This window comes from Mesorhizobium sp. M0437, from assembly GCF_040321335.1.
Classification (GTDB): Bacteria; Pseudomonadota; Alphaproteobacteria; order Rhizobiales; family Rhizobiaceae; genus Mesorhizobium.
On record NZ_JAMYRK010000006.1, the window covers coordinates 50,517 to 65,820 of the forward strand.

Consider the following 15,304-nt stretch of genomic DNA (forward strand, 5'->3'; position numbering starts at 1 on the left):
CGAGTTTTGCGGCCATTGCACCCCGCGTCTTACGCCTTGGCGAGCCGCTTTTTCCAGTAGCGGATCTGCTTGCGCACCTCGGACGGCGCGGTGCCGCCGAAGCTCGTGCGGCTCTTTACAGAATTCTGCACGGCAAGAACCGAAAACACGTCGGCGCCGATACCGGGGTGAATGGACTGCAGATCCTCCAGCGAAAGCCTGTCGAGCCCGACCTTCTTCTCCTCGGCCAGCGCCACCGCCCGACCAGTGATATGGTGCGCCTCGCGGAACGGCAGGCCGAGCGTGCGCACCAGCCAGTCGGCGAGGTCGGTCGCAGTCGAATAGCCGGCGCCGGCCGCATTCTTCATCGCGGCAGTGTTCACCGTCATATCGCGCACCATGCCGGTCATCGCCGCCAGCATCAGGTCGAGCGTCTCGGCCGCGTCGAAGACGGATTCCTTGTCTTCCTGCATGTCCTTGCCATAGGTCAGCGGCATGCCCTTCATCACCGTCAGCAGGCCGACGAGATGGCCGGTGACGCGGCCGGTCTTGCCGCGCACCAGTTCGGCAGCGTCCGGGTTCTTCTTCTGCGGCATGATCGACGAACCCGTCGAGAAACTATCCGATAGCCTGACGAAGCCGAATTGCGGCGTCGACCAGATGATGATCTCTTCGGCCAGCCGCGACAGATGCGTCGCGCAGATCGCCGCCAAGCCCAGGAACTCGAGCGCGAAATCGCGGTCCGAAACACTGTCGAGCGAATTGCGCATCGGCTCGCGGAAGCCAAGCGCCTTCGCCGTCTGGTGCCGGTCGATGGGAAAGCTGGTGCCGGCGAGGGCGGCGGCGCCGAGCGGGCTTTCATCCATCCGCTCAATCGCATCGCGGACGCGCGACAGGTCGCGTGCAAACATCTCGACATAAGCCATGCAGTGGTGGCCGAAGGTCACCGGCTGCGCCGCCTGCATGTGGGTGAAGCCCGGCATCACCGTTGCCGCATGCTCCTCGGCCCGATCCAGGAACGCCGTGATCAGGCCCTTCAGCGCCTCGGTGACGCGAAAGCACTCGTCCTTGACCCACAGCCTGAGGTCGACCGCCACCTGGTCGTTGCGCGAGCGGGCGGTATGCAGGCGGCCAGCGGCGGGGCCGATCAGCTCGGCCAGACGGGCCTCGACATTCATGTGGATGTCTTCCAGCCTGGTCGAAAACTCAAATGTACCAGCCTCGATCTCTGCCAGGATCGTGTTCAGCCCGTGAGCGATTTTTTTTTGGTCGGCCGCCGAAATAATGCCCGTTTGCGCCAGCATCTGGCTATGGGCGATCGAGCCGCGAATATCTTGCGCATAGAGTTTGCGGTCGAACGAGATCGATGCGTTGATCGTTTCCATGATTGCGGCCGGACCCGAGGCAAAACGTCCGCCCCACATCTGGTTGCTGGCCTTCTTGTCGTTCATCGCTATAACCCGTGCTCCGGAGCAGTTTTTGAAAAATGGCAGACGGCAATAGATTTTTCCCGGCTTTGCGTCTCATCCTCGCCGCTTTGGTTGCGGGCGTGCTGGCCGGCGCGGTCGCGGTATATGTCAGGGAAAGCAGTTCTGGCAACAAGGCGCCCGCGCAAGTGGCCGCCGGCGGCGGCAAGGACGACGTCGCCTGCGCCGCCAAGACCGACCGTGCCAAGAAGATCGCCGCCGCTGCCACCGGCCAGGTTGCCGCGCTTTTGCCGGCGGATCCGCCGCAATCGCTGAAAAGCCTTGCCTTCAACGGCCCCGACGGCAAGCCGACGACGATCGCCGATCATGCCGGCAAGACGGTGCTGCTCAATCTGTGGGCGACATGGTGCGCACCTTGCCGCGCCGAAATGCCCGCGCTCGATGCGCTGCAGAAGGAGATGGGCAGCGATGCGTTTCAGGTTGTTGCCGTCAACGTCGATGCCGGCGACGATGCCAAACCGAAGAAGTTCCTGGAGGACACCGGCGTCAAGTCGCTCGGCTACTATCGCGATGCCACGATGGCGCTGTTCAACGACGTCAAGACGCGCGGCCTGGCGCTCGGTCTGCCGGTCACCATGCTGATCGATGGGCAAGGCTGCCTGATCGCCCATATGAATGGCCCGGCCGAATGGTCGGGGCCGGATGCCAAGCGTCTGGTCGAGGCGGCGCTTCAGCCGGGATAGGCTCAGACCGTGCGCAGGCGCGGCTTGAGCACGGCAATGCTTGCGCCGCGTCGGCTGGCGGTGCGGATTGCCGGAGCGGCCACGCCCGTCAGTTCCCCGAATGTCTCGATCGGAGCCGGTTTGCCGAGGTAGTAGCCTTGCCCGATCTCGCAAGCCTCGGCGTCTAGGAACTGCAATTCACCCGGCGTCTCGATGCCTTCTGCCAGAACCGGTAGGCCGAGACCGCGTCCAAGCCCCAGCACGGCGCGAACGATCGCCGCGAACTGGGCGTTCTTGTCGACCGATTTGATGAACGACCCGTCGATCTTGATCTTGTCGAAGGGAAAGGCGCTGAGGTTGGACAGCGAAGAATAGCCGGTGCCAAAATCGTCCATCGCCACATGCACGCCAAGCGCCTTGACCTGCCTCAAGGTTGCCAGCGCGCGCGGCATGTCCTTCACCAGGGCCGTTTCGGTGATCTCCAGTTCGAGCCTGCCGGGGGCCAGGCCGGATCTCGTCAATGCGTCGTGCACCTTGCGGCTGAAATTCGGATTGTGAAGTTGCACGGCGGAGACGTTGACGGCGACCATCAGCGGGTTTGTCCAGCGAACAGCATCGTTACAAGCCGTCGTCAGCACCCAGTCGCCGATCTGCGCGATAGCGCCACTGTCCTCGGCCACGGGGATGAAAACGGCCGGAGAAATGTCACCCCGCTCAGGGTGCTGCCAACGGACCAGGGCTTCGAAGCCGATCATCCTGCCGCCGCGGATCTCCTTCTGCGGCTGATAGACGAGGTGGAACTCCTTGCGGGCGATCGCCTGGCGCAATTCATGCTCCATCACGCGCTTGTCGCGGGCCGCGGTGCCCATGGCTATCTCGAAAAACCGATAAGTGTCCCTGCCTTCGGTTTTGGCGCGATGGAGTGCCGTGTCGGCATGGCTGATCAGGCCGGCCTGGTCTTCGGCATCCAGCGGAAAGAAGGCGATGCCGATGCTGGCCGAGACGAGGCCGGAGCCGACCGAAACCCTGTTTTCCTCCCGGATCGCCGCCAGCAAGTCCTCGGCTATCCGGCCTGCGGCCAGGGGGTCGGGGAGGTTCGGAGCTATGATGGCAAATTCATCGCCGCCGAGACGCGCGAGCATCTGTCCGTGGCGCGGGATGCCGGAAATGCAGTGCGCCAGCTTCTGCAGCATAGCATCGCCGGCCCCGTGGCCATAGAGGTCGTTGACTTGCTTGAACCGGTCGAGGTCAAGCAGCAGGAGCGCCAGATGTCCATCCTTGCCGCCACGATCCATTGAGGCGAATTCTGCTTCCAGCCGGGAAGAAAAGCTCCGCCGATTGGCAAGCCCGGTAAGCGGATCGAAATGCGCGAGGCGGAGGATCTCTTGTTCTGCCTTCTTGCGCTCACGGATGTCGCGAACGGCAAGCACCGTATGAGGCCTGCCGCAGTAGGTGATTTTCCTGGCGATCAGCTCGACAGGAATTCTCGCCCCGTCGCTGCCCCTTACCTTCGCTTCCTGCGCCTGTTCGCCGAAGCCGGACATATCGGCTGCGCTCTGTCCGTCGAAAAGCTCGCCGAATTGCATCGTGTTCAGGGTGGCTGTCGCTGTTCCGGTCAGCTTCGCCATACTGTCATTGGCGCTGACAATGCGGGTGCCATCGCAAACGATCAGACCTTCCACCGCCGCATTGGCGAGATCGTGCATGCGATCGGCCTCGAGCTTCTGGCGGCGAAAGCGCAGGTCGATCCACAGCGCGGCACCCGATAGCACAAGGATTATCAGGCTGGCGACCGCTGCGGCAAAGGCCTGGGAAATGGGCTCGATGGAATGTTCGGATATTTCAATCGAGGAATCCGGAATGATCGACACCGCAGCCATCGCGATGAAATGCAAGCTGCAAATCGCCAGCGTCAAAAGCGCGGCGCCGCCGAAAGTCGCGAGCGCTGACGGACGGCGCAAGACGACAAGGAGCGCCAGTGCCGCGAGGGTCACGCCGGCCAGAAGCGATATCGCGACAAGGAGCAGGTTCCATGCGACCCGGCCTTCGACCTCGAAAGCTGCCATGCCGATGTAGTGCATCGTCGCGATGGCGCCGCCCAGAATGGCGCCACCGACGAGGAAATGGTCGATGCCGCGGCGCAAGGTGGCGACCCACATCCCAAGCGCGGTCATGATAATGGCGGCGGCAAGCGAAAAGGCGGACAATCCCGGATTGTATGCATTCGGTATTCCCGGCGTAAACGCGGTCATGGCGATGAAATGCGTCGCCCATATGCCGAACCCGGTCGAGGCCGCGGCGATCATCAGCCAGACAAGCCGGTTTCGCTCGGTCGATCGGCCGACATGCTTAAGGAGATTAACCGCCGAGAAGCAAGAAATTCCACAGATGAGTGCGGCAAGCGCAACCAGTCTCGGATCGTGCTGACTTACAATACAATTATAGACCGTCAGCATCCTGGTTCACTCGGTCTGCCAAAATTAACAGGGGAGGTGTGACTGATTAGCTCTTGGAGATTTTAACGAATGGTTAACCCGTGGGCCATGCGGCGGGTCTTTTCGGGGGAAAACCGACGCCGCTGCGCCCAAAAAGACGGTGATGTGATTTCTGGCGCCCGGTTTCAGTAGCGAGTGCACTTTAGGAAGGAATGATGTTCATTGATCCGCAATAAAACCGTTGTCCGATTGTCATCAGCGCCACATATTGGCTTTGCGGAAGTGCCCCTTTCGCCAATGACAAACGGGAGATGAAACATGAAGTTCTTCGGCTTTGCGGCCGGTATCGCCGCCACCGTGACCCTGCTTTCCACCACCTCCGCCTTCGCCGTCACGCAGATCAGCTGGTGGCACGCCATGACCGGCGCCAACGCCGAGGTCGTCGCCAAGATCTCCAAGGATTTCAACGCCAGCCAGAGCGACTATGAGCTCGTTCCGGTGTTCAAGGGCACCTATCCGGAGACGCTGAATGCCGGCATCGCTGCCTTTCGTGCCGGGCAAGCGCCCGATATCCTCCAGGTGTTCGACGTCGGCACCGGCGTGATGATGGCGGCCGAGGGTGCGATAAAGCCGGTGGCCGATGTGATGACCGGCGCCGGGATGACTTTCGACAAGAGCCAGTATCTGCCCGGCATCGTCGGCTATTATTCGAAGCCGGACGGCACCATGCTATCGTTCCCCTACAACTCTTCCTCGCCGATCCTCTATTACAACAAGGACATCTTCCAGAAGGCAGGCCTCGACGTGAACAATCCGCCCAAGACGTGGAACGAGGTGTGGGAAGCTGCCAAGAAGATCAAGACGAGCGGCGCCGCCCCTTGCGGCTATACCTCGACCTGGCTGACCTGGATCCACCTGGAGAATTTCGCGGCGTGGAATGACGTGCCTTGGGCCACCCAGCAGAATGGCCTGGCTGGAGGTGATGTCGAACTCAAGATCAATGCGCCGATTTTCGTCAACCACTTCCAGGCGCTCGCTGGCCTGGCCAAGGACGGCACGTTCAAATATGGCGGACGCACCTCCGAAGCCAAGCAGATATTCCTCGCCGGCGAATGCGGCATCTTCACCGAATCGTCGGGCGGCCTCGGCGATATCGTCAAGTCCGGCATGAACTATGGCATCGGCCAGCTTCCGTATGATACCGACGCCAAGGGCGCACCACAGAACACGACGCCGGGTGGTGCCAGCCTGTGGGTGTTCGGCAACAAGTCGGACGAGGAATACAAGGGTGTCGCCGCCTTCTTTGCCTATCTGTCCAAGACCGATGTGCAGGAATATCTGCACCAGAAGTCGGGATACCTGCCTGTGACGCTCGCCGCGTATGAGGCGACGAAGAAATCAGGCTTCTATGACAAAAACCCCGGCCGCGAGACACCCATCCTGCAGATGACGGGCAAGGCGCCGACCGACAACTCGAAGGGCGTGCGCCTGCCGAATCTGCCGCAGGTGCGCGATATCCAGAACGAGGAGCTGGAGAAGATGCTGGCCGGCCAGCAAACCGCCCAGCAGGCACTCGACAATGCGGTTGCGCGCGGCAACGTCGCGATCAAGGAAGCGCTGGAGAACTGACGGGATTATCTCGGTTAGTCGGTTGGAATATCGCCCACGCGGGCTCGCGTGGGCGACACCTGGATAGCGAGGGAAATCAGCCTGTCTCCACGCGTCGTATTTCCCAACAAGATCCTGCCCTACCTGCTGGTGGCGCCACAGCTCGCCATCACCCTGGTTTTCTTCTACTGGCCGGCCGGTCAGGCGCTTTACCAGTCGATGCTCAGGCAAGACCCGTTCGGGCTGAAGAGCAGGTTCGTCTGGTTTGCCAATTTCCGGAAGGTGCTGGCCGATCCGGCCTACCTCAACTCGATCAAGGTCACCGTAGTGTTCTCTCTTGCGACCGCGATCGTTGCCATGGTTGTGGCCCTGCTGCTCGCGGTCATGGCCGAGAAGGCCGTGCGCGGCAAAGGCCTCTACCGCACACTGTTGATATGGCCTTACGCCGTGGCGCCGGCGATTGCCGGCATGCTTTGGCTTTTCCTGTTCAATCCCTCGATCGGCTCGTTGGCCTATTTGCTGAGAAGCCTCGGCATCGTATGGGACCCGCTGCTCAACGGCACCCACGCCATGATCCTGCTGGTGTCGGCTGCTGCCTGGAAGCAGATCAGCTACAACTTCCTGTTCTTCGTCGCCGGCCTGCAGGCGGTGCCGAAAACGCTGATCGAAGCGGCGGCCATGGACGGCGCCGGCGAAACCAAGCGCTTCTGGACCATCGTCTTCCCGCTGCTTGCGCCGACAAGCTTTTTCCTGCTGGTCGTCAACACCGTCTATGCCCTGTTCGACACGTTCGGCATCGTTCATGCCGTCACCGGCGGCGGGCCGGGCAAGACGACCGAGACGCTGGTCTACAAGGTCTACAATGACGGCTTCGTCAATCTGATCCTGGGCGATTCGGCGGCGCAGTCGGTCATCCTGATGGCCATCGTCATTGCGCTCACAGCGATCCAGTTCCGCTATGTGGAACGCAAAGTCCATTACGGCTGAGGGCAGCGATGATCGGCCAGTCCCCGCTCCGCACCTTCATCGCCCATGCCGTGCTCATCCTCGGCATATTGATCGTGGCTTTTCCGATCTACTACACCTTCGTTGCCTCGACGCACACGCTGCAAACGATCCTCAGGCCGCCCCTGCCGCTCTTGCCCGGCGGCCAGCTATGGAACAATTACAGCGAGGCGCTGTTCGGCGGCATCGGTCGTATCGGCGGGGTCAGCGTCGGCAGGCTGCTCCTCAACACCATGATCATGGCGCTCGGCGTTGCGGTGGGAAAGATCTTCATCTCGATCCTGTCGGCCTACGCGATCGTGTTCTTTCGCTTTCCGCTGCGCATGACCTTCTTCTGGCTGATCTTCATCACCTTGATGCTTCCAGTCGAGGTGCGCATCCTGCCGACCTACAAGGTGATGGTCGATCTCGGCATGATCGACACCTATGCCGGCCTGATCGTCCCGCTGATCGCCTCAGCCACCGCAACGCTGCTGTTTCGCCAGTTCTTCATGACCATACCGGGCGAATTGGTGGAGGCGGCGCGTGTCGACGGTGCCGGGCCATGGCGCTTCTTTTTCGATATTCTGGTGCCGCTGTCGCGGACAAACATCGCCGCGCTGTTCGTGATCCTCTTCATCTATGGCTGGACGCAGTATCTTTGGCCGCTGCTCGTCACCAACAGCAACGACATGAATACCATCGTCATCGCGCTGAGAAAGATGGTTTCCTTCGCCGATGCCGACACCCAATGGCACCTGGTGATGGTCACGGCAATGCTGGCCATCGTGCCGCCGATCCTGGTGGTCGTGCTGATGCAACGCTGGTTCGTGCGCGGTCTGGTCGAATCCGAAAAGTGAGAAGCCGATGGCGACCGTGGATCTGAAGGATGTCAGGAAAATCTATCCCAGCGGCGTCGAGGCCGTGAAGGGCGTTTCCATCGCCATTCCCGACAAGGAGCTTTGCGTGCTGGTCGGCCCCTCCGGCTGCGGCAAGTCTACGCTGCTGAGGATGATCGCCGGGCTGGAGACGATTTCTGCCGGTACAGTCGCCATCGACGGCAAGGTGGTCAACGCCATTGGCCCGACCGAGCGCGACATCGCAATGGTGTTCCAGAACTACGCGCTCTACCCACATATGAAGGTCTATGACAACATGGCCTATGGCCTGCGCAACCGCGGCACGCCGAATGACGAGATCGACAGCAGGGTACGCTCGACTGCCAAGGTGCTGGAGCTTTCGGCGCTGCTCGACCGGCGCCCGCGCGAGCTTTCCGGCGGTCAGCGCCAACGCGTCGCCATGGGTCGCGCCATCGTGCGCAACCCGAAGGTCTTCCTGTTCGACGAACCGCTGTCCAACCTCGATGCGAAATTGCGCGGGCAGATGCGCATCGAGATCAAGAATCTGCAGCGCTCGCTTGGCGTCACCTCGGTTTATGTCACGCACGACCAGCTTGAGGCGATGACGCTGGCCGACATCCTCGTCGTCATGAACGCCGGCCTGGTCGAGCAGACCGGCGCGCCGCTTGATGTGTACGAGAAACCGGCCTCGACCTTCGTCGCTTCGTTCATAGGCGCACCGCCGATGAATCTGCTGGCGCTCACAGGGGCCTCCCCAAGCTCGGTATTGGCGGACGGTACTGTGATTGGCTTGGCGCCTCGACAGGGCAAGGCAGTGACACTAGGCTTTCGTCCGGAGGACGCCGACATCACCTTCGCGGCAGAGGCGCCGGCCGGCGCGCTCGCGCTGCCGGCAACAGTGGAAGCGGTCGAACCGGTCGGTGCCGAAAGCTTTCTCCATTGCGTGGCAGCCGGCAACCGCATCGTCGTGCGCGTCTCAGGCCGCGCCAGCGCCAAGCCAGGCGACCAATTGCGCGTCGTGGCCAGGTCCGAAAAGCTGCATTGGTTCGATCAGGCGGGCAAACGGGTCGATTGAAGTCGGCCTTGCGCAAAACCGTTCAGGCAAACACATGCGCCTTGCCCGACACGGTCAGCCGGACGATCTCGCCGATCGCCGGCGCGTCCATGCCCGGCTTGCGCAGGATCAACGGCGTATTGCCGATAGCGGCGGCGTCGGGCGGATCGGGGCTGTTCAACAGACGCACCGCGATGGTGCACATCGAGCCGGCGAACTCCGATTCTGTCACCTCGCCGAACAGCATGTCCGGCGTGCCGGACATGCCTTCACGCGATGTGCGCTTAAGCAACACCTGCTCCGGCCGCAGCATGATGCGGGCGACGTCGCGCCGCTCCGAGCTGTCGACAGCGATGCGGCCGAGCGGCGAGATGGCGAAGCCATCGGCGATCCTTGCCGGCAGGACGATGGCGTCGCCAAGGAACTCGGCGACCATCCTGTCCTTCGGCTTGAAATAGAGCTCGCGCGGCGTGCCGACCTGCGAGAATTTGCCGTCGCGCATCACCGCGACCTGGCTGGCGAATGACAGCGCCTCGGCCTGGTCGTGGGTGACCAGGATGGTGGTGATGCCGGCGGTTTCAAGGAGCTCGGCCACGGCCTTGCGCATCGAGGCGCGCAGGCCGGTGTCGAGCGCCGAGAACGGCTCGTCGAGCAGCATCAGCCGCGGCTTCATGGCCATGGCGCGGGCGAGCGCGACGCGCTGCTGCTGGCCACCGGAGAGTTCGTGCGGACGGCGCTTCAGGATACCTTTGTCCAGCCCGACGACATAGGCGAGCTCGGCGATGCGCTCACTGCGCTTTTCCTCGTGACGCCCCATGCCGAAGCCGATATTGGCGGCGATGCTCAGATGCGGGAATAGAGCGCCGTCCTGCGCCACCAGCCCGATGCCGCGGCGATGCGCCGGCACGGCCGTGTCGCCATCGGCCAGCACCTCGTCATCAAGCACGATGCGGCCCTGGTCCGGCGCCTCGAAGCCGGCGATCAGCCGCAGCAAGGTGGTCTTGCCGCAACCGGACGGCCCGACGATTGCCGTACGGCTGCCGCTGGCCACGCTGAGGTCGACGCCGGCAAGTGCTGCCACGGGCCCGTAGTGCTTGTGGATGCCGCTCAGCTCGAGAAAGCTCATCGCCCGGCCATCCGCTTCGACTGGACGTAGAGCAACCAGGTCAAAGGCAGCGACATCGCCACCATGATCAGGGCATAAGGCGCCGCCGACGCATAGTCGATCTCGCCGCTATAGGACCAGAACGCCATGGCCAGCGTGCGGGTGCCGTTGGGCGCCAGCATCTGGGTTGCGGTCAATTCGTTCATGATACCCAGCGCGACCAACGCCATGCCGGCTGCGGCGCCCGGCGCCGACAGGCGGATGGTCGTCGACCACAGCGCCTTGAGCGGCGACCGGCCGAGGCTGGAGGCGGCGCGTTCGAGCTCGACCGGCGCCTGTGCGATCGACGCCCTGAGGCTAATCAGGGCGCGCGGCAGGAACATCAGCGCATAGGCGACCAGGATGGTGAACAGGGTCTGGTAGAGCGGCATAGCGATACGCACGGCGATGGTGACCAGCGCCAGGGCGATGACAACGCCGGGCAACGCGCCGACGATATAGTTGCAGCCCTCCAGGACGCGTTGCAGCCGCCCCGGCGCGCGGATCGAAATCCACGCCATCGGCATTGCCGCGACGGTGGCAAGCAGCGCGCCGGCAATTGCTAGGAACAGCGTTTGGCCAAGCGCCAGGCCGATCTCGTCGAGCCGCCAGACATCGGCGCCGCCGGCCATGAGCCAGCGGCCGATAGTGGCGAACGGTACGCCGAGCGCCAGCAGCGTGGTAATGGCAGGCAGCAGCAGGCAAGGAATGGTGGCGCGCCCAAGGCCCGTGCGCTGCTGCTGGCGCGCAGCACCCGAACCGACGCGGGCATAGCGCTCCTCGCCGCGCACCAGCACCTCCAGCCCGAGCAGCACAAGGCAGCAGGTCACCAGCACGCCGGCCAGCATGTTGGCGGCGGGACCGTTGAAGGTCGACTGGAACTGGTCGACGATCGCGGTGGTGAAGGTGTCGAAGCGGATGAAGACATAGAGCCCGTATTCGGCCAGGAGATGCAGGCCGACCAGCAGGGAGCCGCCGCAAATGGCGAGCCGGAGCTGCGGCAGCACGACACGCCTGAACACACGCCACGGGCCGAGACCAAGGGCTGCCGCTGCATCCTCGAGAGCGGGATCAAGCCGTCGCAATGCCGCCGCCACCGGCAGATAAAGGAACGGGAAATAGGCGATGACGGACACAAGCACGCCGGCCCACAGGCCGTGCAGTCTGGGCACCATGGTGATCCAGGCGTAACTGTGGACGAAGGCGGGAATGGCGAGCGGCGCCACCGACAGCCAGGACCATAGGCGGGCACCCGGCAGATCGCTGCGCTCGGTCAGCCAGGCCAGCGTGACCGACAGCACGATCGAGATCGGCACCGCCAGAACCACCAGCAGGCTGGTGTTGACCAGAAGTTCGCCGACGCGCGGCCTGAACACCAGCGCCGCCACCGTTTCCCAGCCGGTCTGCACCGCCACCCAGACGATGAAGGCAAGCGGCAGCAGCGCGAAAAGCGAGACAAAGACGGCAGCCAACGCAATCCATGAGACCGACCAACGACGTGCCCGCACGGCCGTGGCGTCGGCCGGCAAGCCTGGGCGTGCGAGATCGATCGCGGATTGCATCAGATCAGACGTTGCGCCAGCTCCGCCCGGAGGCGGAAACGATCGGCGGCGGATAATCTCGCGGGTAGCTTGTGGTCATAGGCAAATGCCATCTTGAAAACAGAGCGCTCCTGTGGAAAGCGAATTCCCACAGGAGCGCAGTCGGTTGCCCTTTTAGGACGAACGCCGGCTAAAGCAAGCCGGCCGCCGTCATCAGGTCGGTCACCTTTTTCGAGTTCAGCGTCGTCGGGTCGACTTTCGGCGCCTGCAGATCGGCCAGCGGCACCAGCTTCGGGTTGGACTCGGCGCCCTTGCCGACTGCGTATTCGAACGAATCGCCTGTTTTCAGCACGTCCTGGCCACGATTGCCGGTGACCCATTTCAGGAAAGCCTGCGCTTCCTTCGGGTGCTTGCTCGAGGCCAGTACGCCGCCGCCGGAAATCGAGACGAAAGCACCGGGATCCTGATGCTTGAAATAGTGCAACTCGACGTTCTTGCTGTTCTCGCCGGTCTTGGCCTGATCGCCGTAGTAGTAATAGTGATAGATCACGCCGCCTTCGACCTCGCCGGCATTGACCGCCTTCATCACCGTGCTGTTGCCCTTATAGGCGGTAAAATTCTCCTTCATCGCCTTCAGCCATTCGGCCGTCGCCGCCTCACCCTTGAGCTGCAGAAGCGCGCTGACGATCGCCTGGAAATCGGCGCCGGAGGGCGAAGCGGCCCAGCGGCCCTTCCAGCTCGGATCGGCGAGATCGAGCAGCGATTTGGGCAGCTGGTCGGCGCTCAGCTTGGTCTTGTTGTAGGCAAAGACGGTGCTGCGCGCGGCAACGCCGACCCATTTGCCGCTCGCCGGCTGGTACTCCTGCGGAACCTGGGCCAGCGTCTCGGTGTCGACCGGTGCGAACAGGCCGGCCGCCTCGACCAATGCCATTGCCGGCGAATTCTCCGTCAGGAATACATCGGCGGGCGAAGCGGTGCCTTCCGCAACGATCTGATTGGAGAAATCGCTGTCGCCGCCATTGCGGACGGTAACCTTGATGCCGGTTTCCTTGGTGAATCCCTCCGCCCAGGCCTTGGTCAGGTTTTCGTGCTGGGCGTTGTAAACGACGATGCCCTCGTCCTCTGCTATTGCCGGGCCGGCGATCAGGCTGATTGCAAGTGCTGTCGCGCCGGCAAGGGCGGAAAGAGCATATTTCATGGCGTCGTCCTCGATTTCGATGGTCTTTGGCTTGGCACGCTGCACCTACCAATACCTGACTGGTGCAGTCAACATTGCTGACCCACTCAATCGCTCAAAAGGAGCAAACTTTCGTGATGCTCAGCTAATTTGCCTTGGACATTATTTCGCCGGCCCCGTAACAAATCAGCGCCGAGACGCGAATATCGGGGAGTGAACTCTTGTGAGCGGCAAGGACGAAGCCGAGCTTTCACGGCTGCTGCGGGCCGCGATCGCCGGAGACGAAAGGGCCTATGCCGACTTTCTGCACCGGATCGCCGCGCTCGTTCGTGGCTTTGCCCGGCGCAAGATCGTGCAGGGCGGGGTGGATCCCGAGGATGTCGTGCAGGAAACCTTGCTGGCCATTCATGTGAAACGACACACCTGGCGCCATGATGCGCCGGTGCTGCCTTGGGTCTATGCAATAGCCCGCTTCAAGCTGATCGATGCGTTCCGGCGGCGCGGTCGGCGGATCGAGATCGAGATCGACGAAATCGCCGAGACCTTTGCCGAGCCGGAATCGGAGACGGTGAGCGAGCGCGACGTCAACCGGGCGCTCGACAGCCTGCCGCCGGCACAGCGTTCCGTCGTCTCGGCCGTATCGGTCGAAGGCCGGTCAATCGGTGAGACCGCGGCCAAATTCGGCATCAGCGAGACGGCTGTGCGGGTGTCACTGCACCGCGGGCTTGCCGCCATTGCCAAACGGTTCAGGGCGGGGCGGGAATAACATGAGGACCGAAGATTTCATCAAGGCGCTTGACGCCGATGCCCGCAGCAAGGCGCTGCCGCTAGGCACCGCCTGGTGGCTTGCCGCCGGCGCGGCCATCGTGATCGCGGCCGCGGTTTTCTGGCTGACGATCGGCCCGCGCCCCGACATTGCGATCGCCATGCACACGATGCGGTTCCTGTCCAAATTCGTCTTCACGATTGCTCTTGCCGCCAGCGCCTTTGTCCTGGTGCGTGGGCTGTCGACGCCCGGTGCATCGACCGGCCGGGCGGTGAGCTGGATGGTCGCCGCGCCGCTGCTGGTGATTGTGGCTGTGATTCTCGAACTCTTCGCCGTGCCTGCGTCCGACTGGGGCACGCGCCTGGTCGGCACGAACATGGTCATCTGCCTGACCTTCATTCCGTTGATCGGGATCGGCCCGCTTGCCGTCTTTCTCGCGGTGCTGCGCCATGGCGCGCCGACAAGGCCGGTGCTTGCCGGTGCGGCCGCGGGCCTGCTTGCCGGCGGGCTGGCGGCGACCTTCTATGCGGCTCATTGCTTTGACGATTCGCCGCTTTTCGTCGGCACCTGGTATACGATCGCGGTCGCCATCCTTGCCGTGCTCGGGGCGCTCGGCGGACGATTTTTTGTGCGCTGGTAGCGAGGCGATCAGCGTGTCGGAACGGGATGCTCGCCGCGATAGTCGTAGAAGCCGCGCCCGGTCTTGCGGCCGAGCCAGCCGGCCTCGACATATTTGACCAGCAGCGGGCAGGGGCGGTATTTCGAATCCGACAGCCCGTCATGCAGCACCTGCATGATCGACAGGCAGGTATCGAGCCCGATGAAATCGGCAAGCTGCAGCGGCCCCATCGGATGGTTGGCGCCGAGCTTCATGGCGGTATCGATGGCGTCGACCGAGCCGACACCTTCATAGAGCGTGTAGATCGCCTCGTTGATCATCGGCAGCAGGATGCGGTTGACGATGAAGGCCGGGAAATCCTCCGAGACGGTGATCGTCTTGTCGAGCTGCTTCACATAGGTTTTTGCCGCCTCGAAGGTCTGGTCCTCGGTGGCGATGCCGCGCACCAGTTCGACCAGCTTCATCACCGGAACCGGATTCATGAAATGTATGCCGATGAAGCGTTCCGGCCGGTCGGTCTGCGAAGCCAGCCGTGTGATCGAGATCGATGACGTGTTCGTCGCCAGGATGGCCTCGGGGTTGAGCTGCGGGCAGAGCTGGGCATAGATCTTGCGCTTGACCGTCTCGTCCTCGGTCGCTGCTTCGATCACCAGATCGGCGCCCGCAAGGTCGGCCATGGCCGGTGCCGCCGAAATGCGCGCCATCGCCTCATTGCGCAGCTTTTCCTCGAGTTTGCCGGAGCCGACCTGACGGGCCATGTTGCCGCTGATCGTAGCGATGCCCTTTTCGATGCGGTCGGGCGAAATATCGTAAACCAGCACCTTATAGCCCGCCAGCGCCGACACATGGGCGATGCCGCCACCCATCTGGCCCGCGCCGATGATGCCGATCGTCTCGATCTTGCTCATTACCCGATCCCGTCGAGGCCTTTGCGGCCCGTTTTTTGTGCAGTGCAAACTAAAAGGGCGGGGCGACTTCGTCTACCCCA

13 protein-coding genes are annotated in these 15,304 nt (G+C 62.8%); 7 read left to right on the forward strand and 6 right to left on the reverse strand.

All coding sequences use genetic code 11. The features are described 5' to 3' along the window. Window positions 1-29 precede the first annotated feature (29 nt). Window positions 30-1,430, reverse strand: a complete 1,401-nt coding sequence (gene argH / locus NKI72_RS05955) for an argininosuccinate lyase (protein WP_352849982.1) — start codon at window positions 1,428-1,430, stop codon at window positions 30-32. 35 nt (window positions 1,431-1,465) lie between these two features. On the opposite strand from argH, the gene tlpA reads away from it, so the two are divergent. Next, window positions 1,466-2,149, forward strand: coding sequence for a thiol:disulfide interchange protein TlpA (gene tlpA, locus NKI72_RS05960; RefSeq protein WP_023677933.1), 684 nt, complete (start codon window positions 1,466-1,468; stop codon window positions 2,147-2,149). A 2-nt stretch (window positions 2,150-2,151) separates the two neighbouring features. Here tlpA and NKI72_RS05965 read toward each other — a convergent pair whose 3' ends face one another. Beyond that, a complete protein-coding gene (locus NKI72_RS05965) occupies window positions 2,152-4,584 on the reverse strand; it encodes a bifunctional diguanylate cyclase/phosphodiesterase (RefSeq protein ID WP_352849983.1) in 2,433 nt (810 codons plus the stop codon). Between the two features lie 297 nt (window positions 4,585-4,881). On the opposite strand from NKI72_RS05965, the gene ugpB reads away from it, so the two are divergent. From ugpB to ugpC, 4 genes are all read left to right on the forward strand, one after another. After that, window positions 4,882-6,192, forward strand: coding sequence for a sn-glycerol-3-phosphate ABC transporter substrate-binding protein UgpB (gene ugpB / locus NKI72_RS05970; protein WP_352489428.1), 1,311 nt, complete (start codon window positions 4,882-4,884; stop codon window positions 6,190-6,192). An 81-nt stretch (window positions 6,193-6,273) separates the two neighbouring features. Beyond that, window positions 6,274-7,158 carry a sn-glycerol-3-phosphate ABC transporter permease UgpA gene (gene ugpA, locus NKI72_RS05975; RefSeq protein ID WP_352678081.1) on the forward strand — a complete coding sequence of 295 codons (885 nt, stop codon included), beginning with the start codon at window positions 6,274-6,276 and terminating at the stop codon, window positions 7,156-7,158. Between the two features lie 8 nt (window positions 7,159-7,166). Beyond that, entirely contained in the window at window positions 7,167-8,015 is an 849-nt protein-coding gene (ugpE, locus tag NKI72_RS05980; RefSeq protein WP_352540185.1) for a sn-glycerol-3-phosphate ABC transporter permease UgpE, read from the forward strand. Window positions 8,016-8,022: 7 nt separating this feature from the next. Next, the gene (ugpC, locus tag NKI72_RS05985) at window positions 8,023-9,090 is read left to right on the forward strand and encodes a sn-glycerol-3-phosphate ABC transporter ATP-binding protein UgpC (RefSeq protein ID WP_352831667.1); all 1,068 of its coding nucleotides are present in this window, start codon (window positions 8,023-8,025) and stop codon (window positions 9,088-9,090) included. A gap of 22 nt (window positions 9,091-9,112) precedes the next feature. On the opposite strand, the gene NKI72_RS05990 is transcribed toward ugpC, so the two are convergent. From NKI72_RS05990 to NKI72_RS06000, 3 genes are all read right to left on the reverse strand, one after another. Beyond that, window positions 9,113-10,195 (reverse strand): ABC transporter ATP-binding protein, encoded by a 1,083-nt coding sequence (locus NKI72_RS05990; protein WP_352615997.1) that lies wholly within the window; start codon window positions 10,193-10,195, stop codon window positions 9,113-9,115. Continuing rightward, the gene (locus NKI72_RS05995; protein ID WP_352831669.1) at window positions 10,192-11,775 is read right to left on the reverse strand and encodes an ABC transporter permease; all 1,584 of its coding nucleotides are present in this window, start codon (window positions 11,773-11,775) and stop codon (window positions 10,192-10,194) included. Before NKI72_RS05995 ends, NKI72_RS05990 begins: the two co-directional genes overlap by 4 nt. 169 nt (window positions 11,776-11,944) lie before the next feature. Then, window positions 11,945-12,952 carry an iron ABC transporter substrate-binding protein gene (locus NKI72_RS06000; protein ID WP_352831736.1) on the reverse strand — a complete coding sequence of 336 codons (1,008 nt, stop codon included), beginning with the start codon at window positions 12,950-12,952 and terminating at the stop codon, window positions 11,945-11,947. A gap of 202 nt (window positions 12,953-13,154) precedes the next feature. On the opposite strand from NKI72_RS06000, the gene NKI72_RS06005 reads away from it, so the two are divergent. Both NKI72_RS06005 and NKI72_RS06010 read left to right on the forward strand, forming a co-directional pair. Further along, window positions 13,155-13,697, forward strand: a complete 543-nt coding sequence (locus NKI72_RS06005) for a sigma-70 family RNA polymerase sigma factor (RefSeq protein WP_023677943.1) — start codon at window positions 13,155-13,157, stop codon at window positions 13,695-13,697. A gap of 1 nt (window position 13,698) precedes the next feature. Beyond that, on the forward strand, window positions 13,699-14,337 hold the full coding sequence (locus tag NKI72_RS06010) for an NrsF family protein (RefSeq protein ID WP_352831671.1): 639 nt from the start codon (window positions 13,699-13,701) through the stop codon (window positions 14,335-14,337). Between the two features lie 8 nt (window positions 14,338-14,345). On the opposite strand, the gene NKI72_RS06015 is transcribed toward NKI72_RS06010, so the two are convergent. Further along, window positions 14,346-15,224 carry a 3-hydroxybutyryl-CoA dehydrogenase gene (locus NKI72_RS06015; protein ID WP_023677945.1) on the reverse strand — a complete coding sequence of 293 codons (879 nt, stop codon included), beginning with the start codon at window positions 15,222-15,224 and terminating at the stop codon, window positions 14,346-14,348. Window positions 15,225-15,304: the final 80 nt, after the last annotated feature.

What these genes read in the sequence shown, in the direction of transcription:
- argH (WP_352849982.1), bottom strand. Translation starts at nt 1,430, where the DNA reads ATGAACGACAAGAAGGCCAGCAACCAGATGTGGGGCGGACGTTTTGCC.
- tlpA (WP_023677933.1), top strand. Translation starts at nt 1,466, where the DNA reads ATGGCAGACGGCAATAGATTTTTCCCGGCTTTGCGTCTCATCCTCGCC.
- NKI72_RS05965 (WP_352849983.1), bottom strand. Translation starts at nt 4,584, where the DNA reads ATGCTGACGGTCTATAATTGTATTGTAAGTCAGCACGATCCGAGACTG.
- ugpB (WP_352489428.1), top strand. Translation starts at nt 4,882, where the DNA reads ATGAAGTTCTTCGGCTTTGCGGCCGGTATCGCCGCCACCGTGACCCTG.
- ugpE (WP_352540185.1), top strand. Translation starts at nt 7,167, where the DNA reads ATGATCGGCCAGTCCCCGCTCCGCACCTTCATCGCCCATGCCGTGCTC.
- ugpC (WP_352831667.1), top strand. Translation starts at nt 8,023, where the DNA reads ATGGCGACCGTGGATCTGAAGGATGTCAGGAAAATCTATCCCAGCGGC.
- NKI72_RS05990 (WP_352615997.1), bottom strand. Translation starts at nt 10,195, where the DNA reads ATGAGCTTTCTCGAGCTGAGCGGCATCCACAAGCACTACGGGCCCGTG.
- NKI72_RS05995 (WP_352831669.1), bottom strand. Translation starts at nt 11,775, where the DNA reads ATGCAATCCGCGATCGATCTCGCACGCCCAGGCTTGCCGGCCGACGCC.
- NKI72_RS06000 (WP_352831736.1), bottom strand. Translation starts at nt 12,952, where the DNA reads ATGAAATATGCTCTTTCCGCCCTTGCCGGCGCGACAGCACTTGCAATC.
- NKI72_RS06010 (WP_352831671.1), top strand. Translation starts at nt 13,699, where the DNA reads ATGAGGACCGAAGATTTCATCAAGGCGCTTGACGCCGATGCCCGCAGC.
- NKI72_RS06015 (WP_023677945.1), bottom strand. Translation starts at nt 15,224, where the DNA reads ATGAGCAAGATCGAGACGATCGGCATCATCGGCGCGGGCCAGATGGGT.